The sequence below is a fragment of the Pseudomonas sp. RGM 3321 genome (assembly GCF_022836805.1).
Lineage (GTDB): Bacteria > Pseudomonadota > Gammaproteobacteria > Pseudomonadales > Pseudomonadaceae > Aquipseudomonas.
In genome coordinates this window covers 21019-45454 of the sequence record NZ_JALHBH010000088.1, presented here as the reverse complement: position 1 = coordinate 45454, position 24436 = coordinate 21019, and the positions used below count along the sequence as shown (strand labels likewise).

Here is a 24436-nt window from a genome sequence, read left to right as displayed (position 1 = left end):
GCCTCTTTACGGCAGCTTCAGGTTACAAGCCTGAAGCTGCAAAAATCGTGATCGCAGGCAATTCGCGCACTGCCGTTGGCTTGCGGTTTGAAGCTCACCGCTAGCAGCTGCTTTTACTGTGGATTCGCCCGAGTGCTGGAGAGCAGCGATTTCAGGTTGGCAGCCTTGGGCTTGACCAGCCAGAAACGACGCAGGTAGTCGTCCAGGTTTTCCGCAAGATTGCGGCCCCATTCGCTGTCGGTTTCAGCCACGTACTCGTTGAGAACGCTCTGCAAGTGAGTGCGATAGGCTTCCATCGACTCGCCGCTGATGCGCTGGATCTCGACCAGCTCATGGTTGACGAGGTCAACGAAGGTGTTGTCCTGGTCGAGCACGTAGGCGAAACCGCCAGTCATACCGGAACCGAAGTTGTAGCCGGTCTTGCCCAGTACGCAGACGAAACCACCGGTCATGTATTCGCAGCAGTGATCACCAGTGCCTTCCACAACGGTGTGGGCACCCGAGTTACGCACCGCGAAACGTTCGCCCGCCGTACCCGCCGCAAACAGCTTGCCGCCGGTTGCGCCGTACAGGCAGGTGTTGCCGATGATGGCGCTCTCGTTGGTCTTGAACGGGCTGCCCTTGGGCGGCACGATCACCAGCTTGCCAGCGGTCATACCCTTGCCGACGTAGTCGTTGGCATCGCCTTCCAGATACATGTTCAGGCCACCAGCGTTCCACACCCCGAAGCTCTGACCTGCAGTGCCCTTGAAGCGGAAAGTGACGGGGGCCTTGTTCATGCCCTGGTTACCGTGCAATCGGGCGATTTCACCGGAAATCCGTGCGCCAATGGAACGGTCGCAGTTGCAGATGTCCAGTTCATACTCGCCACCGCTGAGGGATTCGATGGCCGGCTTGGCCATCTCCACCATCTGCTCGGCCAGCAGGCCCTTGTCGAACGGCGGGTTGCGATCCACCAGGCTGAACTGAGGCTTGTCAGCCGGAATATGGTCGCTGCCCAGCAACGGTGTCAGGTCCAGATGCTGCTGCTTCTCGGTTTCGCCCGGCAGGATATCCAGCAGGTCGGTACGACCGATCAGCTCTTCCAGCGTGCGAACGCCCAGCTTGGCCAGCCACTCACGGGTTTCTTCTGCCACGTAGGTGAAGAAGTTGATCACCATGTCGACGGTGCCGATGTAGTGGTCCTTGCGCAGCTTTTCGTTCTGGGTCGCAACGCCGGTAGCGCAGTTGTTCAGGTGGCAGATACGCAGGTATTTGCAGCCCAGCGCGATCATCGGCGCGGTGCCGAAACCGAAGCTTTCAGCACCGAGAATGGCCGCCTTGATCACGTCCAGCCCGGTTTTCAGGCCACCGTCGGTCTGCACCCGGACCTTGCCGCGCAGGTCGTTGCCGCGCAGGGTCTGGTGAGTTTCGGCCAGCCCCAGTTCCCACGGCGCGCCAGCGTACTTGATCGAGGTCAGCGGCGATGCACCGGTGCCACCGTCATAACCGGAAATGGTGATCAGGTCGGCATAGGCCTTGGCCACGCCAGCGGCAATGGTGCCAACGCCCGCTTCTGCCACCAGCTTGACCGAAACCAGCGCCGCCGGGTTGACCTGTTTCAAGTCAAAAATCAGCTGCGACAAGTCTTCGATGGAATAGATGTCGTGGTGCGGCGGCGGCGAAATCAGCGTCACGCCCGGCACGGCATAGCGCAGCTTGGCGATCAGGCCATTGACCTTGCCGCCCGGCAGTTGCCCGCCCTCGCCCGGCTTGGCACCCTGTGCAACCTTGATCTGCAGCACATCGGCGTTGACCAGGTACTCTGGCGTTACACCAAAGCGACCCGTGGCGATCTGCTTGATCTTGGAGCTGCGGATGGTGCCGTAACGCGCCGGATCTTCGCCGCCTTCACCGGAGTTGGAGCGCGCGCCCAGACGGTTCATCGCCTCGGCCAGCGCTTCATGAGCCTCCGGCGACAAGGCACCCAGAGAAATACCGGCCGAATCGAAGCGCTTGAGGATTTCGCTCAGCGGCTCGATTTCGTCGATGTTCAGCGGCTGCTCAAGCGTCTTGACCTGCAGCAGGTCGCGAATCATCGACACCGGACGCTGGTCTACCAGCGAGGTGTATTCCTTGAACTTGCTGTAGTCGCCCTGCTGCACGGCGGCTTGCAGAGTGCTGACCACGTCCGGGTTGTAGGCATGGTATTCGCCACCAAACACGAACTTGAGCAGGCCGCCTTGCTGGATCGGCTTGCGCGTGCTCCAGGCTTCGACTGCCAGCGCTTTCTGTTCGGCTTCGATATCGACGAAACGCGCGCCTTTCAGGCGGCTTGGCACACCGCGGAAACTGGTGTCGCAAACTTCCTCGGACAGACCGATGGCTTCAAACAACTGCGCGCCACGGTAGGACGCAACGGTCGAGATACCCATCTTCGAGAGGATTTTGAGCAGACCCTTGGTGATGCCTTTGCGGTAGTTCTTGAAGACTTCGTACAGATCGCCCAGCACTTCGCCGGTACGGATCAGGTCGCCCAGCACTTCATAGGCCAGGAACGGATAGACCGCCGACGCGCCGAAGCCGATCAACACAGCGAAATGGTGCGGGTCACGCGCGGTTGCGGTTTCGACCAGGATGTTGCTGTCGCAACGCAGGCCTTGCTCGGTCAGACGGTGGTGAACCGCGCCGACTGCCAACGAAGCATGCACCGGCAGTTTGCCCGGTGCGATGTGTCGGTCGCTCAGCACGATCAGGGTACGGCCGGCACGCACGGCCTCTTCGGCCTGATCGGCAACGCTGCGCACGGCTGCTTCAAGACCCAGGCTTTCATCGTAGTTCAGGTCAATGATATGGCGCTCGAAGCCCGGACGCTCCAGGTTCATCAGCGAACGCCATTTGGCTGGCGAAATGACCGGCGAACTGAGGATTACGCGCGAGGCGTGCTCTGGCGATTCCTGGAAGATATTGCGCTCGGCCCCGAGGCAGATTTCCAGCGACATGACAATGGCTTCACGCAGCGGGTCGATCGGCGGGTTGGTGACCTGCGCGAACTGCTGGCGGAAGTAATCGTAAGGCGAACGCACACGACGCGACAGCACGGCCATCGGCGTGTCGTCACCCATCGAACCCACAGCTTCCTGACCCTGTTCACCTAGCGGGCGCAGCACCTGATCGCGTTCTTCGAACGTGACCTGATACATCTTCATGTATTGCTTGAGCTGCTCGCTGTCGTAAAAAGCCGAGCCGTGGTCGTTGTCTTCCATGGTGGCCTGAATGCGCAGGGCATTCTTGCGCAGCCATTGCTTGTACGGATGACGCGACTTGAGACGGTTGTCGATGGCGTCGGTGTCGAGGATCTGACCGGTTTCAGTGTCCACGGCAAAGATCTGCCCAGGACCGACGCGGCCCTTGGCGATAACGTCTTCAGGCTTGTAGTCCCACACGCCGATTTCCGACGCCAGGGTGATGTAGCCGTTCTTGGTCGTGACCCAGCGCGCCGGGCGCAGGCCATTGCGGTCGAGCAGGCAGACTGCATGACGACCTTCGGTCATCACGATGCCGGCTGGGCCGTCCCACGGTTCCATGTGCATGGAGTTGTATTCATAAAAGGCGCGTAGATCAGGGTCCATGGTCTCGACGTTCTGCCACGCAGGCGGAATGATCATGCGCACGCCACGGAACAGATCGATGCCGCCGGTCACCATCAGCTCAAGCATGTTGTCCATGCTCGATGAGTCCGAACCCACGCGGTTGACCAGCGGACCCAGCTCATCCAGATCCATCAGATCGTTGGTGAACTTGGTACGGCGCGCCTGTGCCCAGTTGCGGTTGCCGGTGATGGTGTTGATCTCACCGTTATGGGCAAGAAACCGGAACGGTTGCGCCAGCGGCCATTTAGGCAGGGTATTGGTGGAAAAGCGCTGGTGGAACACGCAAATGGCTGTCTGCAGACGCTCGTCGCTCAGGTCCGGGAAGAAGGCCGTAAGATCGGCCGGCATCATCAGGCCTTTATAAATGATGGTCTTGTGCGAAAAGCTGCAGATGTAATGATCGGTATCTGCGGCGTTGGACACTGACGAACGGCGGCGCGCGCTGAACAGCTTGATGGCGAATTCCTGATCGCTCAGGCCTTCGCCGCCAATGTACACCTGCTCGATTTTCGGCAGGCGCTCCAGTGCCAGACGGCCCAGGACACTGGTATCGATCGGCACCTGACGCCAGCCGACCAGTTCCAGGCCCTCGGCGAGGATCTCGCGGTTCATGTTTTCGCGTGCGGCGTCAGCCTTGGCGTCGTCCTGATTGAGGAACACCATGCCCACAGCATATTGGCGGGGCAGATCGGCACCGAAGTGCTCTTTGGCCATCGCACGCAAGAAGCCATCGGGCTTCTGAATCAACAGACCGCAACCGTCACCGGTCTTGCCGTCGGCGTTGATACCGCCACGGTGGGTCATGCAGGTCAGGGCCTGAACGGCCGTCTGCAACAGGTGATGACTGGGCTCGCCCTGCATATGAGCGATCAGGCCGAAGCCGCAGTTATCCTTGAATTCATCTGGTTGGTACAGACCTGCTTTCATAGACACTTTCTCACCAGGCTGCCTCTATGCGAGGCAAATTTCCTTTTAATTCAACCAATTACCTGTCACGCCGAACGTACGCCGGCTTCGGACAGGCAAAACGGAGGTCATTGTACACAGCGACACAAGGGCTAACAAATTTAACGACGACTGGTTGATAATCAATGTCGCAATTATGAAAGTTTTAAAACGGGTCGCTGTGCTAGTCAAAGCATTTCTTCAAGTATCTGACTGACGCGACGGGAGACTGTAAAGCGCTTGTAACGCAGACGCCGCAAGGCGCGCACCAATCAGGTGGCACGCTTTGCGGGTTAAGTCAGGCTGGCTGGGTGAAGCGGCCCGGATAAGGCCGCTGCGACTTCAGCGACTGGCACCAAGCTCTTGTTGGACGCTGGCGACAGTACGGGGCCAAGGTTTACCAGCCTGAACCTTGGCTGGCAATACCTTGATGGCTGCCAGGGCGGCAGCACGGTCAGGAAAGTTGCCGTACGTGATGACGTACAACGGCTTGCCCTGCAGGGTTTTCTTGAAATAACGGTACTCGCCACCTTGCTCTGCGATGTAGGCCTGAGCGGTCGCTTCGGAGCTGGTGCCCAGAATCTGTACCACATAATGGCCTGGCGCCTGACTGCTGTACCAATTGCTACCGGCAGCCGGTTTGGCAGCCGCTGGCGCAGGTTTTTCCGCAGGCTTGGCGGCCGGGGCCGGAGCGGGCTTGGCTGTGGCGACCTGAGCAGGCGCAGGCGCAGGTGCAGGCGTCGGTTTGGCAGCTGGGGCAGGAATAGACGAGCGTGGCGTCTGGGCGGCAGCCTGACCGGCAGGCACGCCCGCAGGCGGCGCAGTGGTGGTCACGGTCGGCGGCTGGGCAGGCGAACCTGTCGGCACCGCGTCTTCGTCGGAATCACTCGACCCGGCTGCTTCAGCCAGCGGGCCGCGCATCACCGGTTGCGAATTGCCATTCATCGGCAGCGGCATCGGCTGGGAATTGCCCGCGAACTCGATGGCCGGGCTACCGTTGTTCGATTGCTGAGCAGTTGGCTTGCCCTCGCCCAGCGGCAATTGCGCCTGAGCAGAAGCAGGGGCATTGGCAGGCGTACCCGTCTTGTCACCGCGACCCGGGATCAGCACTGCTGCTGCCACGGCCACTATGACGACGGCACCCAAGGCCAATACGTGTTTTTTCGGCATGTTGAACCCCACACTTGGACGCTTGACCGCGGAACGACTCGCGATCATCGCCTCGATCATTGAATCGCGGGCTACCTGGTTGATTGCCCCAGGCCAGCCATCGGACTGTTCATGAATATCGGTGATCTGGTCGGCAGTGAACAACGCGATTCCTTGCCCTGCACCCTCCAGACGCTGAGCCAGATACTCCCGGGTTTCCTCTTCCGTATAGGGTTGCAGCTCGATGACGTGAAAGCGTTCGCCTTCGACATCGCCCTGCAGGTCGGCACACATCTGATCGAGACGATCGAGCAGCGATGGCTCTCCGAACAGGAATACATGCGGACGCCCTTCAGGCGTTCCTGCAGCAAGACCCAGCAACGCTTCGAGCGCCGAATCGCCCAGTTGTTCCGCATCGTCAACCAGCAAGTAGACTTCCTGGCCGGTCAGCCCGAGCTGCACGACCTGCGAAAGGATCGCCTGCATTTCAGCCTGGGCAACGCTCAGCGCCTGAGCAACCTGCTGCAGCACACCCGCTGCATCGCCGGCACCGCGTGCAGAAACCACAACGCTTTGCACCGACTGCTTGTTGGTGCTTGCTACCAGCGCCTGACGCAGCAGGGTCTTGCCGCTGCCCTGCGGCCCGGTCACTGCAAGCAACAACTGGCTGTAACGCGCCAGATGATGAAGCTGACCCAGCACAGGCTTGCGCTGGGCAGGAAAGAATTTGAAGCCAGGTACCCGCGCCGCAAAGGGGTCATGACTCAACTGATAATGGCCGAGGAAGGCCTCGTCGGCATGCAAACTAGTCATGGGTTTTCCGTTAACCTCTAAGCTGATCCACCAGGGCGCGATAGTCCGCAACCAGGGTGGCCTGTAATACTTCTTTTGGATAATCGTCCGTGATAACCGCTTCACCCATCTGGCGCAACAGCACCAGACGCAAGCGACCGTCGATGACTTTCTTGTCGATCGCCATGTGTTCGAGGAAATTGTCTTCCGTCATGTCCTGTGGTGGCACCACCGGCAGCCCGGCGCGCTGAAACAGGCGGATACCGCGATCCCGTTCCTGCGTGCTGATCCAGCCCAGACGCGAGGACATTTCCAGCGCCATGACCGTACCGGCAGCTACCGCCTCGCCATGCAGCCAGACACCATAGCCCATATGCGTCTCGATGGCGTGACCGAATGTGTGACCCAGGTTCAATGTGGCGCGAACACCGGACTCACGCTCGTCGGCGCAGACCACCAGCGCCTTGGCCGCACAGGAGCGTTCGATGGCCACGGTCAGCGCCGCCTGATCCAGCCCGCGCAGCGCGTCGACGTGCTCTTCAAGCCAGGTCAGAAACGGCTCGTCGCAGATAAGGCCGTACTTGATGACCTCTGCCAGCCCGGCGGACAGTTCACGCTCGGGCAGGGTGTTGAGCGAAGTGGTATCGATCAGCACGACGCTTGGCTGATAGAAGGCCCCCACCATGTTCTTGCCCAGCGGGTGATTGATGCCGGTCTTGCCGCCCACCGAAGAGTCCACCTGGGACAGCAGCGTGGTCGGGATCTGGATGAAATTCACGCCGCGCTGATAACAGGCGGCAGCAAACCCGGCCATGTCACCAATCACACCGCCACCCAGGGCGATGACCGTGGTGCGACGATCATGACGAGCGGTCAGCAGGCCATCGAAAATGGTCTGCAGGGTTTCCCAGTTCTTGAACGCCTCACCATCGGGCAGAACAATCGGAAGAACGTTGTAACCGGCCAGGGTCTGCGTCAGACGCTCCAGATACAGCGGTGCCACTGTCGTGTTGGAAACGATAGCCACCTGACGCCCGACAATATGCGGGGTCAGGAGCTCTGGCTGATCCAGAAGGCCTTCGCCAATATGGATCGGGTAGCTACGCTCACCAAGCTCGACCTTAAGTGTCTGCATGTGTCCCCACATTGATTACCGGTTGGACGGTTTGTGCTTCAGCAGGTCATGACGCAAAGCCATGCACCGTCGCTGTTTTGCTGGTCGACGAGAATAGCGCATTTTCGCCTGCGCTTTAACGGGGAGGAAGCTCTGCAAGACGCGCCAATATCTCGAGAACCACCATTCGGGGTGGCCGCTCATCGGTTTCAATCACCAAGTCGGCGATTTCCCGATACAGCGGGTCGCGGATAGCCAGCAATTCGCTCAGCACCCGGGCCGGATCGGCGGTACGCAACAAAGGACGATTTCTGTCACGCGCGGTGCGCCCGACCTGCTGTTCTATGGAGGCATGCAGATACACCACGCGCCCACCGGCACGCAGCGCCTGACGGTTTTCACTGCGCATGACGGCACCGCCACCGGTGGCCAGAACCAGGCCATCGGCTTCGCACAGCTCGGCAATCATGGCCTGCTCGCGCTCACGGAAACCCGGCTCGCCTTCCTTGTCGAAGATCCACGGGATATTGGCGCCCGTGCGCAACTCGATTTCCTTGTCGGAATCCTTGAACGGCAGTCGCAACTCTTTGGCAAGCAAACGGCCGATGGTGCTTTTGCCAGCACCCATCGGCCCCACAAGTATTAAATTTCGCACAAAATCAACGACTCACAGAAATCGCCTGGTTGTTCATGATACGCGGAGTCAAAAATACCAACAGCTCGGATTTGGACTCGGATACCACATCGCGCCTGAAAAGCCGGCCAAGATACGGTACATCGCCAAGAAATGGCACTTTATCGACAACTTTACTTTGCGTATTTGAGAACACACCACCGATGACGATGGTTTCGCCATCGGAAATCAGCACTTTGGCGTTGACCTCGTTTTTCTTGATCGGTGGTACACCAAGCACCGCATTCAGGTAGTCCGGCTCATCCTTGGTGACCTTGACCTCCATGATGATGCGGTTATCCGGCGTGATCTGCGGCGTTACCTCAAGCGACAGCGAGGCTTCCTTGAAGCTCACCGTGGTTGCACCGCTGGAGCTGGACTCCTGATACGGAATCTCGGTGCCCTTGAGGATCTTGGCGGTTTCCTTGTCGGAAGTGACTACCTTGGGCTGGGAGACGATTTCACCGTTGCCGGTCTTCTCCATCGCGCTCAGCTCAAGGTCCAGCAACGTATTGTTGGTGACGAAGCCCAGGCCAATGCCGGAGGTTGCGCCAGATGCGCCCATATCGACAAACGGCACGTTGGAGGTCACGCTGCTGCCAGTGTTACCTGCCTCATCGCCATTATTGTCAAGGCCATAGGTTGTCCATTTTCCATTGCCACTGGTGTTGGTCGAGCCGCCCCAGCGCACACCCAGTTGCTTGTTGTAATCGACGTTGGCCTCGACGATGCGCGCCTCGATCATCACCTGACGCACCGGAATGTCCAGTTGCGACACGATGCGACGCAGTTCGTCGAGCCGGTCCTGGGTCTGATAGGCAATGATGTTGTTGGTCCGGTCGTCCACAGTGATCGAGCCACGCTCGTCGGTCTTGGACTCGGCGCTGGTCACCGACTGGAACAGCTTGGCGATATCCGCAGCCTTGGCGTAATTGACCTGCAGCAGTTCGCGACGCAGGGGCGCCAGCTCGGCGATCTGCTTGAGCGATTCAAGCTCCTGACGCTCGCGGGCAGCAATTTCATCGGCGGGCGCGACCAGCAGGACGCTGCCGACCTTGCGCTTGTCCAGGCCTTTGGTTTTCAGCACCAGGTCCAGCGCCTGATCCCATGGCACGTTTTGCAGACGCAGGGTAATACCGCCCTGAACCGTGTCGCTGGCTACCAGATTGAGGTTGGTGAAGTCGGCAATCAGTTGCAGCACCGAGCGTACGTCGATGTCCTGGAAGTTCAGCGACAGCTTTTCACCGGTGTACACCGGTTTGTCAGCGGCGCGACGGTCCAGATCCTCATTGGTCAACGGCCGCACACTAATGGTCAGCTTGTTTTCGGTCTGAAACGCCGAGTAGTCGAAGGCACCCGACGGCTCTATCAGAATACTGGCCTTGTCGCCCGTAGCCGACGCACTGACAAACTGCACCGGCGTGGCGAAGTCCTTGACGTCCAGCCGGACGCGCAGCGGTTCGGGCAGTTGGGTCTTGGCGAAGTCGACGCGGATCTTGCCACCCTGTTCCTGAATATCCGGGGCAATACTGGGGTTGCTAAGGTCTATGATCACATTGCCTTCACCCAGCTCGCCACGCTGGAAATCGACATTCCTGATGGCCTTGACACCCGCAGGGATAAACGGCTTGGCAGATGCCGGAGTGGGTGGCGGCACCACTACCCGTTGCGCGCCCATCGCGGTGGTTGGCTGAGAAGCCTGCGCAGCAGCTGCGCCCTGACCGATGACCACGTACAGGTTGTTGCCGTCGACGCGGGAGCTGTAGGGCGAAAGCGTGGTCAGGTTGATGATCACCCGCGTGCGGTCCTGGGCCTGTACCACGACCACGCTGCGTGCATTACCGTTACCCAGTTCGCGGCTTTTGGTCGCCAGCTGACTGGTCACGCCCGGCAGGTCCAGCGCAATACGCGCAGGTTGCGCAGTGGTGTAGCCGCGCGGCGCAGGCACCGGCGAGTCGAATGCCAGCTTGAGCTCGATGCGATCACCCGGCAGGGCGGCGACATCCAGGGTCTTGAGGTTGGCAGCCTGGAGAACCGGCGAAAGCATCGCGATGCATAACGACACGCCGATAATCGAGAAAATCCGGGTCATGATCAATTTCCGTTGAGCGCTACTGTGCATACTTGGCCTTGCCCACTTCATGAGCGTTCTTTGAGGGCGATAGTGCGCGGCCTTTCCAGCCAGGCCCCCTCTCCATCAGGAACAATTTCAATGACATCTACCTGCGCATCACCGATTGACACTACCCGGCCGTTGTTACGGCCCAGGTAATCTCCCACCTTGACGCGATGAACGCCTCCCGCACCGCGCAGCAGGGCGAATATCCCTGACTCGTTGCCAATCGTGCCGACCATCTCGAACGACTCGATATTGAACCCTTCCAGGAATTGCCTGACCCGGTGCTCGTCCGGTGCTACCAGCCGCGAGCCCTTCTGGCGGTTGAGCAGGTCAATCTTGACCGGCGGCTGAAAAGGACTGCGCAGCGTAGAGGCGTTGTAGGTGAACGCTTCATACGGACGAAACTTGGGCAGGGCCTCGATAGTACCGCTCGGGCGCGCTCTGGCCTGATCCATGAACGCCGACAGGTCGGCAAAATCATTGTCATTACCGCAACCGGCCAACCCTGTCATAACCACACTGACGCACAGCAATCGCGCCGCCCTCATTTCTTCAGCCCTTCATCGTTGTAGCGGTAGGTCTTGGCCAGAATGCTCATGCGCAACTTGGTCGGCACCTTCGGGTCGACCGGCTTGATCTCGAAATCGTGCAGTGTGACGATGCGCGGCAGGCTGGCGACACCGCTGACGAAGGTCGCCAGGTCGTGATAACCACCGACTACCGTGATCTGTATCGGCAGCTCGATGTAGAACTGCTGGACCGCCTCGGGCAGCAGTTTGATTTCCTCGAACTCAAGACCGCTTCCCAGTCCGGTCCGGGTTATATCCTCAAGCAAGCCAGGCACTTCGGTGTCGCTGGGCAATTGCCGCAGCAGGGCACCGAAGGTGTTTTCCATTTCTTCCATCTGCTTCTTGTAAGGCTCAAGGTTGGCAGCCTGGAAGGCCTTGTTGGAAAACTGCTCCTTAAGCGTCACCTCACTGTTCTGTGCGCTTTCCAGCTGGGTTTCCAGGTCCTGGATAAAGAAGAAATAGCCCAGTGCGAAAATCAGTACCGCGACCAGCACGCCGGCAATGGCCTTGACCGCTGCCGGCCAGGAACCCAGGTTGTTCAGGTCCAGCTCGCTCAGGTCAACCTTGCGAAGCCCTTCCAGCCATTCGGACATATTCATGGCTTGGCTCCTGAAGCGGGCGTGGTTGCAACGGGTACAGCCGCGGCAACCGGCGGCTGGGTCTGACGCACCGTCAACTGAAACACGTTGGCCTGATCCACGGCCCCCGCCGTCGTGGCCTTCACTTCGGTCAGGCTCGGCGCTTCCAGCCAGTCAGAGGCTTCAAGGTTGCGCATCAGGTCGGAAACCCGGTTGTTCGATTCGGCAGCGCCACTGATGGCAATCAGCTTGTCGGTCATTTTGACCTGCGAGAAATAAACGCCATCTGGAAGAGTGCGCGCCAGTTGATCGAATACACGCCCCGTTATCGGGCGGTTGCCTTGCAGGTCCTGAATGATCTTCATGCGCTCAAGCAACTGCTTGCGACGCGCCTTCAGGTCGCTGATCTCCTTGATGCGTATATCGAGCTGAGCGATCTGCGTCTGCACAAACGCGTTGCGCGCCATCTGATGTTCTATGGCGTTGCTGACGTAACGATCAATCAGAAACAGAATACCGACTGACACCACCAACACGCCGACCAGTGCGGTCAGGAAGCGTTTTTTACGTTCTTCGCGAAGCTCTTCGCGCCACGGTAATAAGTTGATCCGCGCCATCAGTCGAAGCTCCTCAACGCCAGACCGCACGCGATCATCAATGCGGGAGCGTCACTGGCCAGCGCACCGGCATTGACCTTGGAGCTCAGGGCCATGTCGGCAAACGGGTTGGCGACCATCGTCGGGGTGCCAATGCGTCGCTGAATCAAATGCTCCAGCCCTGAAATCGAAGCCGTGCCGCCTGCCAGCATGATGTGATCCACGGAGTTGTATTGACCGGCCGCAAAGAAGAACTGCAAAGAACGGGAGACCTGCTGCACCAACGCATCCTTGAAGGGGTCCAGCACCTCGCTGACATAGTCGTCGGGCAACCCTCCCTGCTTCTTGGCAAGCCCGGCCTCCTCCATTGAAAGCCCGTAGCGACGCTGGATTTCGTCAGTCAGTTGGCGGCCACCGAACAGTTGCTCGCGGGTATAGATAATCCGGCCATGATGCAGCACGCTGAGGGTGGTCATGGTGGCGCCGATATCGACCACCGCCACGGTAAGCTCGTCATGACCGTTACCCAGTTGCGCAGCCAGCAGCCCGAACGAGCGTTCAAGGGCGTAGGCTTCGACGTCCACCACGCGCGCGGTCAGCCCGGCCAACGCCAGTGCCGCCTCGCGCACTTCGACGTTCTCTTTGCGGCAGGCAGCCAGCAATACTTCGACGCGTTCGGGATTGCGCACCGAGTAGCCCTGCACTTCGAAATCGATGGCGACTTCTTCCAGCGGATAAGGGATGTACTGGTCAGCCTCAAGCTTGAGCTGGTTTTCCATATCGTCGTCGGAAAGACCGGCGTCCATTTCAATCGTCTTGGTGATCACGGCGGAACCGGCTACGGCGACCGCCACAATCTTGACGCTGGTCTTGGCCTTGGCGAGCACGCGAGACAGCGCCTGGCCAACCCCTTCGAGCTCGGCAATATTCTTTTCGACGACAGCGTTGGCCGGCAACGGCTCGACTGCGTAAGACTCGACCTTGTAACGAGTGCCGGAACGACTCAATTCCAGGAGTTTTACCGAGGTGGAGCTAATATCGATCCCTAGAAGGGTGTTGGCCTTCTTACTGAAGAGTTCGAACACAACCTGATTCCTATGAGTTTCCGCCACTTACGGAGTTATTTCGGGTCAACGTCACTGTCGACAGCCTTGACAGTAGCGCAAATCACGCTCGTGGACGAAAAATGCTTATAATGCCCAGCGATTTTTTCATTTAAGAAAGCTTCAAGGCGTGTTCATTTGTAAATGCCTGCGCTTAACCCATTATTTTTTCTGGAAATCCAAAAGCCTTGATACGCCTGCTGAAGTTTTTCTGGTGGTCCCTCGTCGCGGTATTCTGCTCGCTGTTGCTTGGCCTGAGTGGCGCGTTTCTCTACCTGAGCCCGACCCTGCCATCGGTTGAAGCGCTGCGAAGCATTCAACTGCAAATCCCCCTGCGCGTATTCAGCAGCGACGGCAAGCTGATTGCCGAGTTTGGCGAGATGCGCCGCACGCCGATTCGCTTCGCGGAAATTCCACCCAATTTCATCAACGCCCTGCTATCGGCCGAAGACGATAACTTCGCCAATCACTACGGCGTCGACCCGAGCAGCCTGATGCGCGCCGCCACACAACTGGTAAAAAGCGGCCATATTCAGTCAGGCGGCAGCACCATCACCATGCAGGTCGCGAAAAACTTCTTCCTGACCAGCGAAAGAAGCTTTTCACGCAAAACCACCGAGATTCTTTTGGCCTTGCAAATCGAGCGCCAACTTACCAAAGACGAGATTCTCGAGCTGTACGTCAACAAGATTTATCTGGGCAACCGCGCCTACGGAATCGAAGCGGCGGCGCAAGTCTACTATGGCAAATCGATTCGCGATGTAAGCCTTGCGCAAATGGCCATGATTGCCGGTCTGCCCAAGGCGCCGTCACGCTTCAACCCACTGGCCAACCCGACCCGCGCCAAGGAACGCCGCGACTGGATCCTCGGCCGCATGTACCGCTTGGGCAAGATTGACCAGACCGCTTACCAGACAGCCTTGAACGAACCGCTCAACGCCAGTTATCACGTGCCGACGCCGGAAGTGAATGCGCCGTACATTGCTGAAATGGCGCGCGCCGAAATGGTCGGCCGTTACGGCAGCGAGGCCTATACAGAGGGCTTCCGCGTCACTACCACGGTGCCGAGCGACCTTCAGGAACACGCCAACAAGTCCATCCAGCAGGGCCTGATCGATTACGACCAACGCCACGGCTACCGTGGCCCGGAAAGCCGCTTCCCGGGCATGACCCGCGCCAACTGGGTACAGGAACTGACCAAACAACGCATGATCAACGGCCTCGAGCCCGGCATCGTGACCCAGGTCGACAAGACCGGCTTGCGCGTTCTGACCCGCAACGGCGAGAAAGAAGAAACTGTCGACTGGGCCACCATGAAGTGGGCGCGGCCTTACCTGAATACCAACAGTCTGGGGGCGAATCCGAAGCAGCCAGGCGATGTTGCGAAGGTGGGCGACCTTGTTCGTCTGTTGCGCCAGGACGACGGTTCGCTGAAATTCAGTCAAATTCCCGTCGCGCAGAGCGCTCTGGTCTCGCTTGACCCGCAAAACGGTGCCATTCGTGCGCTGGTCGGCGGCTTCGCTTTCGAGCAGAGCAACTACAACCGGGCCATGCAGGCCAAGCGTCAGCCGGGCTCCAGCTTCAAACCGTTCATCTACAGCGCTGCGCTGGATAACGGTTACACCGCTTCCAGCCTGGTGAACGACGCACCTATCGTGTTCGTCGACGAGTACCTGGACAAGGTATGGCGTCCGAAAAATGACACCAACACCTTCCTTGGCCCGATCCGCCTGCGCGAGGCGCTGTACAAGTCTCGCAACCTGGTATCGATCCGCCTGCTCCAGGCCCTCGGCATTGACAGCACCATCGACTACATCACCCGCTTCGGCTTCTCCAAGCAGGACTTGCCGCGCAACCTGTCGCTGGCACTGGGTACGGCTACGTTGACCCCGATGGAAATCGCCACCGGCTGGGCCACATTTGCCAACGGCGGTTACAAGGTCAGTCCTTATCTGATCCAGACCATCGAGAACCGTGACGGCCAGACCCTGTTTGTCGCCAACCCGCCAAGCGTGCCGGCCAATGACGTCAATACTGCGCCGAATACGTCGACCTTTGCCGTGCATGACAGCCCGAGCGTGGTCGCAGGCCCACCAGGAACACCGGCCCAACCGCAAGCGCCCGCCGTTGCAGAGCGCATTGTGGATGGCCGCACGACCTACATTCTGAACAGCATGCTGCAGGACGTAATCAAGCGCGGCACCGGGCGTCGCGCCCTGTCGATGAACAGGCCGGATATCGCTGGCAAGACCGGTACGACCAACGACTCCAAGGATGCGTGGTTCTCCGGTTACAACGCGGACTACGTGACAACGGTCTGGAGCGGCTTCGATCAGCCTGAAAGCCTTGGCCGCCATGAATTTGGCGGTACGGTTTCCCTGCCGATCTGGATGGATTACATGAGCGCTGCGCTCAAGGACAAGCCTCCGCATCAGCAGGCCGAACCGCCAGGCATTCTCAGCCTGCGTGTAGACCCACTGAGCGGCCGCGCTGCCACGCCTAGCACGCCGAACGCGTTCTTCGAACTGTTCAAAAGCGAAGACACACCGCCAAGCGTCAACGAACTGGGCGGCAGCAGCGCACCGGGCAGCCCGTTGCCAGCGGATGAGTCAGCACCAATCGATTTGTTCTGATAGCACTGCGCAGGTAGGTGACGCAGCGCGTCACATGGACGTGAGGAACGATCATTTCAACTATCGTGCGACGCTTCGCGTCGCATGCCGCTCTGGACGCCCCGTGTCAGCTCTTGATTCAGCGGCGCAGATTTGTGACGCAGAGCGTCACCCAAGGCATTCCCACGCTGGAGCGTGAGGAACGATGATTCCAACTATCCTGTTAATCCCAACTATCGTGCGACGCTCTGCGTCGCATGCCGTTCTGGACGCTCCGCGTCCTCTTTTGACTCAGCGGTGCCGCGCAGATTTGTGACGCAGAGCGTCACCCAAGGCATTCCCACGCTGGAGCGTGAGGAACGATAATCCCAACTATCCTGTTAATCCCAACTATCGTGCGACGCTCTGCGTCGCATGCCGTTCTGGACGCTCCGCGTCCTCTTTTGATTCAGCGGCGCTGCGCAGATTTGTGACGCAGAGCGTCACCCAAGGCATGCCCACGCTGGAGTGAGGAACGATAATCCCAACTATCCCGTTAATCCCAACTATCGTGCGACGCTCCGCGTCGCATGCCGTTCTGGACGCTCCGCGTCCTCTTTTGACTCAGCGGTGCCGCGCAGACTTGTGACGCAGAGCGTCACCCAAGGCATTCCCACGCTGGAGCGTGAGGAACGATGATCCCAACTATCCTGTTAATCCCAACTATCGTGCGACGCTCTGCGTCGCATGCCGTTCTGGACGCTCCGCGTCCTCTTTTGACTCAGCGGTGCCGCGCAGATTTGTGACGCGGAGCGTCAGCCAAGGCATTCACACGCTGGAGCGTGAGGAACGATAATCTCAATTCCAGGCATAAAAAAACCCCTGCATCGCTGCAGGGGTTTTTTATTGCGTCAGGGATCAGCCCTTGAACACATCATCCACGCTGGTCAGCGGGTAGTGCTTCGGATACGGCAGGGTGGCAACACCGCTCTCGATGGCCGCCTTGGCAACTGCGTCGGCGATCAGGCCCAGCAGGCGGGTGTCCATTGGTTTCGGGATGATGTACTCACGACCGAATTCCAGTTTGATACCGCCGTAGGCATCGCTGACTTCCTGAGGAACAGGCAGTTTGGCCAGTTCGCGCAGGGCGTTGGCTGCAGCGATCTTCATTTCTTCGTTGATACGCTTGGCGCGAACGTCCAGAGCACCACGGAAGATGAACGGGAAGCCCAGAACGTTGTTGACCTGGTTCGGGTAGTCCGAACGGCCGGTCGCCATGATCACATCGCTACGGGTGGCGTGAGCCAGCTCCGGGGAGATTTCCGGGTCCGGGTTCGAGCAGGCGAACACGATCGGGTCCTTGGCCATCAGTTTGAGGTTTTCAGCGCTCAGCAGGTTAGGACCTGACAGGCCCACGAATACGTCAGCGCCATCCAGCGCGTCGGTCAGCGAGCGCTTCTCGGTCGCGTGAGCGAACACCGCCTTGTACTGGTTCAGATCGGTACGGCCGGAGTGAATAACGCCGGTACGGTCGACCATGAAGATGTTTTCGATCTTCGCGCCCATGCTCACCAGCAGCTTCATGCAGGAGATGGCTGCAGCGCCAGCGCCCAGGCAGACGATCTTCGCGGAATCGAGGGTTTTGCCGACAATTTCCAGTGCGTTGATCATACCGGCAGCAGTCACGATAGCGGTGCCGTGCTGGTCATCGTGGAAAACCGGGATGTCGCACTGTTCGATCAGCGCTTTCTCGATTTCAAAGCACTCAGGTGCCTTGATGTCTTCCAGATTGATGCCACCGAAGGTGATGGAGATACGTTTTACGGTGTCGATGAACGCCTGCGGGCTTTCGGAATCGACTTCGATATCGAAAACGTCGATACCGGCGAAACGCTTGAACAGAACCCCTTTACCTTCCATGACCGGCTTGGAGGCCAATGGGCCCAGATCGCCGAGGCCGAGAATCGCGGTGCCATCGGAAATAACTGCTACCAGGTTGCCTTTGCCGGTGTACTTGTAAGCCAGCTCGGGGTCACGGGCAATTTCACGCACGGGTTCAGCAACGCCAGGGCTGTAGGCCAGAGCCAGGTCACGAGCGGTTGCAGTCGGCTTGGTGAGTTCGACGCTCAGCTTCCCCGGACGAGGATTGGCATGGTATTCGAGCGCGGCAGTTTTCAAATCTGACATGTATTGGATTCCGCTTTTTTTACTGTGGGACAGACGGACCGCCGAGGATACGCAAGATGCATAGTCCTAACAAGACTGACCAGTCACTGCTGTCAATAGGCACAGGATTAGACTTTACGCTTAGATACCTGAAACGTGAACACCCGGTCACCCATCGCCAGACAACTGGCCGGAAGGCAGTTTCTATCGACCTGAAGGGCTCAGCATAGCGGGGTGGGTCAGTGGCAGCAGCCAGCGTGCCTGCCCTGATTTCAGAGCACCGCGCCGGGACCGATCGACCACCCAGCCGCGCGCCTCGACTTGCTGGCCCTTGAGGCGTTCCAGCATAGCCGTGTCGAATGAATTCACGTTAGCCGGGGCAACGCGCAGGACCAGAGAGCCTGGCAACTCGATCCAGATACCGCCCCGATTGCGCTGCACGCTCTTGACCTGACCGGACACAATCGCAAAGCCGCTATTGCTCAGCCTGGTCGAGTCCTGAACCGGCGAGTCGCGCCACACACCCAATTGCGCCTGCCGCGCCGCACGTTCGGCAACTTGCTGGCAACCGACCAGCGCAACGTTGGGCGCAACGGCCACCAGATACCCAAGCCCTTCGCTGAGCAACTGCGCCTCAAGGTTTGCACCCTTGCGATCATAAACGTTGGCCAAGGTCCGACCGTAATGGTCCTTGCCCTGCTGGCCGACACGCAAACCGACCTGACCGCCGCTTTCATCCACCAGCGCCTGCAAGCGTCTTCTCGCAGCCTCGGCAAACGGCTCGGCAGACTGGCCTTTCTTGCCGGTCTCAGGCGTGTTAAGCCCGATCATCCGCACGCTGCGGCCATCGCTCAGGCGCAGCGTGTCGCCATCGACCACACGCTGCACCTGCGCAACCGGCAACGATGCAGGTGCCGGGCAGAAGGCCTGCGCGCCGGACACCCAAATCGCAGGCATAAAAAAGACGCCCACAAGGAGCGCCTTTTCAAGCAGCCTGGAGATGCCCATGGGGCAGCCAGTCTTACTTCGCTTTGGTAGCGCCGAACGCACCGAAACGGGATTTGAACTTGTCGACACGGCCGCCAACGTCAAGCGTCTTCTGCTTGCCGGTGTAGAACGGGTGGCACTCGTTGCACACGTCCAGGCTCAGCGGAGCGGCCAGGGTGGAACGGGTCTTGATGACATTGCCGCAGCTGCAGGTCGCGTCAATGGCTTCGTAAACTGGATGGATATCAGCTTTCATCGGTACTTCCTCGGTCTAACGCGCCGCCATCCAACACTATTGTTGAATACCGCACGGAAATAGGCTGCGGATAGTACCAGACAATTGCAACGACGCAAGCGAACCTTCACACCGGTCGTCTGCTAAGATCGCGCCTCCGTCATCACTCATCATCACAGGGAAACACCGCGTGCCCGACGCCATCCTGCGCCTTGCCCTGCCCTCGCCGCTTCGCCGCCTGTTCGACTACCGCGCTCCTGCGGGCGTGTCGCGCAGCGCCTTGCAGCCTGGCATGCGTCTGCGGGTGCCGTTCGGGCGACGGGAAATGATCGGCATTCTGGTGGAAGTGGTCGATCACAGCGAAGTGCCTGCCGACAAGCTCAAACCGGCCATCGCCCTGCTCGACAGCGAAGCACCCTTGCCGCCCGCGCTGTTCAAGCTGTGCCTGTGGACCTCACAGTATTATCAGCACAGCCTGGGCGATACGCTGAGCTGGGCGCTGCCGGTGCTGTTGCGTCAGGGCGAACTGGCCGAAAGCCGCCAGGAACGCTTCTGGCACGTTGCACCGGGCGCCAGCGTCGATGACCCGCGCATCGCGCGAGCGCCCAAGCAACGCGAAGCGCTGACCACCCTCGCCCAGCATCCGCATGGCGTGGCGCATCAGTTGCTGAGCAAGCTGATGCTTAATAAAGACAGCCTCAACCTGCTGCTGGCCAAGGAGCTGGTGTATGTCGAGGTTCGCAGTCACGCGCCCAGCGCACGCCATGAACACTGGCTGGCCCAACCTGAATTGCCGCTCAACACCGAGCAACGCGCTGCTTACGAAGCGATCCGTGCCGGGTTCGACAGTTTTCATGCGTTTTTGCTGGCTGGCGTCACCGGCAGCGGCAAGACTGAAGTCTATCTGCAACTGATCCGCGAAACGCTTGAGGCCGGCAAACAGGCGCTGGTACTGATTCCGGAAATCAACTTGGGACCACAAACCCTGGCGCGTTTCGAACAGCGCTTCAATGCCCGCATCGCGCTGCTGCATTCGGCAGTCAACGACCGCGAACGACTGGATGCCTGGCTGGCAGCTCGCGATGGCGAAGCAGACATTATTATCGGCACGCGCTCGGCACTGTTCACGCCGATGAAGAACCCCGGCCTGATCATCATCGACGAAGAACACGACGGCTCCTATAAACAGCAGGAAGGTCTGCGCTATCACGCCCGCGATCTGGCCCTGGTGCGGGCGCGTCAGGAAAACATTCCGATTGTCCTGGGCTCGGCCACGCCGTCCCTGGAAAGCCTGCACAACGCCTACACTGGCCGCTACGGCCTGCTGCGCCTGAATCAACGCGCGGGCGGCGCACAGCAGCCGCGTTTCATGCGCCTGGACGTCAAGAGCCGACCGCTGGACAGCGGCATCTCCGGGCCCATGCAGCAGGCCATCGGTCAGACGCTCGCGGCAGGCCAGCAGGTATTGGTATTCCTCAACCGTCGCGGCTTCGCACCCACCTTGCTGTGCCACGACTGCGGCTGGATGTCTGGCTGCCAGCGCTGTGATGCGCGCATGACCGTGCACCAGCGCTCGGGCGAGCTGCGCTGCCATCATTGCGGGTATGTCGAACGTGTACCGCGCCAGTGCCCGTCGTGCGGCAAAGTGGATTTGCGCCCGGTAGGCGCAGGCACCGAACGTGCCGAAGAGCGCCTGGCGATTCTGTTTCCGGACTTTCCCGTGCTGCGCGTGGATCGCGACAGCACCTCGCGCAAGGACGCCATGAATCAGTTATTCGCGACCATCCAGCGCGGCCAGCCGTGCATTCTGGTTGGCACGCAAATGCTCGCCAAAGGTCATCACTTCCCACGGGTAACGCTGGTGTCGATTCTGGATGCCGACGGCGGGCTGTTTTCCGGTGACTTCCGGGCCAGCGAGCGCATGGCGCAGTTGATCGTGCAGGTTGCAGGCCGTGCCGGCCGCGCGGAAGAGCCGGGCAAGGTGATCATCCAGACTCATCTGGCCGAACACCCGCTGCTGATCCAACTGACCGAGCAGGGTTATTTCGCCTTTGCCGAGCAGGCCTTGAGCGAGCGCCGTTCGGCTGGCTTGCCACCGTTTTCTCACCTCGCCCTGCTGCGCGCCGAAGCACACAAGCCGGGGCAGGCGGAAGCCTTTCTCGATCAAGCCTGCAATGACGCCGAGCAACTGGTTGCGCAAATGGGCCTGGGCGGCATTGAGCTGCTGGGCCCGGTTCCGGCACCGATGGAACGCCGCGCCGGGCGTTATCGTGCGCAACTGCTGGTGCAGTCCAGCGCCCGCGCGCCATTGCACAAATTGCTTGCCACCTGGCTGCTCGCGCTGGAGCAAATGCCCAGCGGACGACAGGTCAGATGGTCGCTGGATGTGGACCCGGTGGATCTTTATTAAGTCACGCCGTTGGCAAGCAGGCTTGAGCAACGGATAATGCGGAGTTTTTCCACCCGCGCATCGAAGCGCCACCGCGCTTGCGGTCGAAGAGAGCACAATGAAAGACACCATTCGCCAGCTGATTCAACAAGCCCTGACCCGTCTCGTCACCGAGGGCGTCTTGCCAGAAGGGCTGACGCCGGCGATCCAGGTGGAAAACGCCCGTGACAAGACTCACGGCGATTTCGCCAGCAATATCGCGATGATGCTCGCCAAGCCTGCCGGGATGAAGCCGCGCGACCTGGCTGAAAAGCTGATCGCCGCCCTGCCTGCCGACGAGCAGGTCAGCAAGGTCGAAATTGCCGGTCCCGGCTTCCTGAACTTCTTCCAGAACACTGCCGCACTGGCTTCGCGCCTCGACGCAGCCCTGGCCGACCCGGAAAAACTGTCGGTCCGCAAGGCAGGCATGGCGCAGCGTGTGGTGGTCGACCTTTCGGCACCCAACCTGGCCAAGGAAATGCACGTTGGCCATTTGCGCTCGACCATTATTGGCGACGGCGTGGCGAACGTTCTGACGTTTTTGGGCGACACGGTCATTCGCCAGAACCATGTGGGCGACTGGGGCACCCAGTTCGGCATGCTGCTGGCCTATTTGCAGGAAAAACCGGCGACCAGCGACGAGCTGTCAGACCTGGAAAACTTCTACCGCGCCGCCAAGCAGCGCTTCGACGAATCCGAAGAGTTCGCCGAACGGGCGCGTGGCCTGGTGGTCAAGTTGCAGGCAGGCGATGCCGAGTGTCTGGCCCTGTGGACACGCTTCAAGGACATCTCGCTGTCGCACTGCCAGGAAACCTACGAACGCCTCAACGTCAAGCTGACCCCGGCAGACGTGATGGGCGAAAGCGCCTATAACGATGACTTGGCCAATGTGGTCAACGACCTGAAAGCAACAGGTCTACTGGTCGAGAGCAATGGCGCACAATGCGTGTTCCTCGAAGAATTCCGCACCGCCGATGACACGCCGTTGCCGGTCATCGTGCAGAAGGCCGGTGGCGGTTATCTCTACGCCACCACCGACCTGGCAGCGATCCGCTATCGCAGCAAGGTGCTCAAGGCCGACCGCGTACTGTATTTCGTCGATCAGCGTCAGGCCCTGCACTTCCAGCAGGTATTCGAAGTCGCTCGCCGCGCAGGTTTTGTCCACGACGGCATGCAGCTGGAACACATGGGCTTCGGCACCATGAACGGCGCCGATGGCCGCCCGTTCAAGACCCGCGACGGCGGCACGGTCAAACTCATCGACCTGCTCGATGAAGCCGAAGAACGTGCCTACACACTGGTGAAGGAAAAGAACCCGGAGGTCGCCGAGGCCGAGCTGCGCAGCATCGCCAAAGCCGTGGGCATCAGCGCGGTGAAATACGCTGACCTGTCCAAGCACCGCGCCAGCGATTACAGCTTCAACTTCGATCAGATGCTGAGCTTCGAAGGCAATACCGCGCCTTATCTGCTCTACGCCTACACCCGTGTGGCCGGTGTATTCCGCAAGCTGGGCACGCCGTTCGACGCCAGCAAAGGGCAGATTGTCCTGGCAGCGCCGCAAGAGCAGGAACTGGCGGCACGTCTGGCGCAGTTCACTGAAACATTGAATAACGTCGCAGAAAAAGGCACACCGCACGTACTTTGTGCTTACCTGTATGACCTTGCGGGTCTGTTTTCGAGCTTTTATGAAAACTGCCCGATCCTTGGTGCGGAAAATCCCGATCAGCAGCAAAGCCGTCTGCGTCTGGCTGCCCTGACCGGCCGCACCCTCAAGCAAGGCCTGGACCTGTTGGGTCTGGAAACTCTGGAGCGTATGTAAGTTGGCAGTTGCGAAGAAGAAACCGGCACCCAAGCGGGGCGCCAGCCGTTATCAGGCACCCGCGAAGAAGCCGATTCCAGGATGGTTGTGGCTGGCGATTGGCTTGACCGTCGGCGCATTCGTGGTCTTTCTGATGAAGCTTGAACCGGGCGGCGAAGACGTCAAGCGGGTCAAGGCGGACGCCAAGGCCGCGAAGATCGCCGAGGCGAACAAGACACCACCGAGCCCGACGGCTCCGGTCAAGCCGAAGTACGACTTCTACACGCTGTTGCCGGAATCGGAAGTAATCGTGCCGAACGAAGCCGTGCCGGAGAAGACGCCGCCGCCTGTGGCACCGACAGCACCGGTCTCGCCGGAACAGGCTGCCAAGATCGACACGGCACGCGCCCAGGCAGCCCTCAGCGGCCTGACGCCTCCGCCAGCGCCACCGGTTGCGACCACCAAGCCAGCAGCGGTGACGACGTTCTTCCTGCAGGCGGGCTCGTTCCGCAAACAGGCTGACGCCGAGAAAGTCCGCGCGCAAATCATCCTGCTGGGCCAGACGTCTACCGTCGAGTCAGGCACTGTGAAGGATGAAACCTGGTACCGCGTACTGGTCGGCCCGTTCAGCAACCGCGAGCAACTGACCACGGCCCAGAAACAGCTGGCAAGCGGTGGATTTAGTAACCTGTTGTTGCAACAGCGCCAGAGCCGCTAGCCAAAGCGCCGCTGTTTCCGTGCTCATCGCGTGTTTTCGATGAGTACGGAGAACGGAGCTTCTGCCCGAAGGTCGTAGGAGCGGACTTGTCCGCGATCTGCCGGGAACCGGCAGCAAAACCAGCCGCATCGGTGTATCAGATTCAGCCGAGGCAGCCTGTTTGGGGGCCGCTTCGCAGCCCATCGCAGACAAGTCCGCTCCTACGCCCGTTGGGCAGAATAAAAACGGCCTTCTGTCCGCTAC

At 59.8% G+C, this 24436-nt stretch carries 16 protein-coding genes; 4 read left to right on the top strand and 12 right to left on the bottom strand.

All coding sequences use genetic code 11. The features are described from left to right. Positions 1-113: 113 nt before the first annotated feature. From gltB to RGM3321_RS03740, 9 genes are all read right to left on the bottom strand, one after another. Entirely contained in the window at positions 114-4559 is a 4446-nt protein-coding gene (gene gltB / locus RGM3321_RS03780) for a glutamate synthase large subunit (RefSeq protein ID WP_244391664.1), read from the bottom strand. 360 nt (positions 4560-4919) lie between these two features. After that, positions 4920-6539, bottom strand: a complete 1620-nt coding sequence (locus RGM3321_RS03775; RefSeq protein ID WP_244391663.1) for an AAA family ATPase — start codon at positions 6537-6539, stop codon at positions 4920-4922. Positions 6540-6549: 10 nt separating this feature from the next. Continuing rightward, entirely contained in the window at positions 6550-7653 is a 1104-nt protein-coding gene (aroB, locus tag RGM3321_RS03770) for a 3-dehydroquinate synthase (protein ID WP_244391662.1), read from the bottom strand. Positions 7654-7768: 115 nt separating this feature from the next. Next, positions 7769-8287 (bottom strand): shikimate kinase AroK, encoded by a 519-nt coding sequence (gene aroK / locus RGM3321_RS03765; RefSeq protein WP_244391661.1) that lies wholly within the window; start codon positions 8285-8287, stop codon positions 7769-7771. A gap of 4 nt (positions 8288-8291) precedes the next feature. Beyond that, complete coding sequence (pilQ, locus tag RGM3321_RS03760) at positions 8292-10397, bottom strand: type IV pilus secretin PilQ (protein WP_244391660.1); 2106 nt, start codon at positions 10395-10397, stop codon at positions 8292-8294. 47 nt (positions 10398-10444) lie between these two features. After that, entirely contained in the window at positions 10445-10972 is a 528-nt protein-coding gene (locus tag RGM3321_RS03755; protein ID WP_005752535.1) for a pilus assembly protein PilP, read from the bottom strand. After that, on the bottom strand, positions 10969-11592 hold the full coding sequence (gene pilO, locus RGM3321_RS03750) for a type 4a pilus biogenesis protein PilO (RefSeq protein WP_002551654.1): 624 nt from the start codon (positions 11590-11592) through the stop codon (positions 10969-10971). The genes RGM3321_RS03755 and pilO overlap by 4 nt, the downstream gene beginning before the upstream one ends. Then, a complete protein-coding gene (locus tag RGM3321_RS03745) occupies positions 11589-12188 on the bottom strand; it encodes a PilN domain-containing protein (RefSeq protein WP_244391659.1) in 600 nt (199 codons plus the stop codon). Before RGM3321_RS03745 ends, pilO begins: the two co-directional genes overlap by 4 nt. Then, a complete protein-coding gene (locus RGM3321_RS03740) occupies positions 12188-13252 on the bottom strand; it encodes a pilus assembly protein PilM (RefSeq protein WP_002551652.1) in 1065 nt (354 codons plus the stop codon). The genes RGM3321_RS03745 and RGM3321_RS03740 overlap by 1 nt, the downstream gene beginning before the upstream one ends. Positions 13253-13458: 206 nt before the next feature. On the opposite strand from RGM3321_RS03740, the gene RGM3321_RS03735 reads away from it, so the two are divergent. Beyond that, complete coding sequence (locus RGM3321_RS03735; protein ID WP_058408269.1) at positions 13459-15903, top strand: penicillin-binding protein 1A; 2445 nt, start codon at positions 13459-13461, stop codon at positions 15901-15903. Between the two features lie 876 nt (positions 15904-16779). Here RGM3321_RS03735 and RGM3321_RS03730 read toward each other — a convergent pair. The 3 genes from RGM3321_RS03730 to rpmE all read right to left on the bottom strand — a co-directional run bounded on the left by RGM3321_RS03730 (position 16780) and on the right by rpmE (position 19270). Continuing rightward, the gene (locus RGM3321_RS03730) at positions 16780-18048 is read right to left on the bottom strand and encodes a malic enzyme-like NAD(P)-binding protein (protein WP_002551650.1); all 1269 of its coding nucleotides are present in this window, start codon (positions 18046-18048) and stop codon (positions 16780-16782) included. A gap of 183 nt (positions 18049-18231) precedes the next feature. Next, the gene (locus tag RGM3321_RS03725) at positions 18232-19035 is read right to left on the bottom strand and encodes a thermonuclease family protein (protein ID WP_244391658.1); all 804 of its coding nucleotides are present in this window, start codon (positions 19033-19035) and stop codon (positions 18232-18234) included. Between the two features lie 13 nt (positions 19036-19048). After that, the gene (rpmE, locus tag RGM3321_RS03720) at positions 19049-19270 is read right to left on the bottom strand and encodes a 50S ribosomal protein L31 (protein WP_002551648.1); all 222 of its coding nucleotides are present in this window, start codon (positions 19268-19270) and stop codon (positions 19049-19051) included. A 169-nt stretch (positions 19271-19439) separates the two neighbouring features. Here rpmE and RGM3321_RS03715 point away from each other — a divergent pair, with 169 nt between their 5' ends. From RGM3321_RS03715 to RGM3321_RS03705, 3 genes are all read left to right on the top strand, one after another. Beyond that, on the top strand, positions 19440-21659 hold the full coding sequence (locus RGM3321_RS03715) for a primosomal protein N' (RefSeq protein ID WP_244391657.1): 2220 nt from the start codon (positions 19440-19442) through the stop codon (positions 21657-21659). 97 nt (positions 21660-21756) lie between these two features. After that, a complete protein-coding gene (argS, locus tag RGM3321_RS03710; RefSeq protein WP_244391656.1) occupies positions 21757-23496 on the top strand; it encodes an arginine--tRNA ligase in 1740 nt (579 codons plus the stop codon). A 1-nt stretch (position 23497) separates the two neighbouring features. After that, positions 23498-24193 carry an SPOR domain-containing protein gene (locus RGM3321_RS03705; RefSeq protein ID WP_002551645.1) on the top strand — a complete coding sequence of 232 codons (696 nt, stop codon included), beginning with the start codon at positions 23498-23500 and terminating at the stop codon, positions 24191-24193. Positions 24194-24436 lie beyond the last annotated feature (243 nt).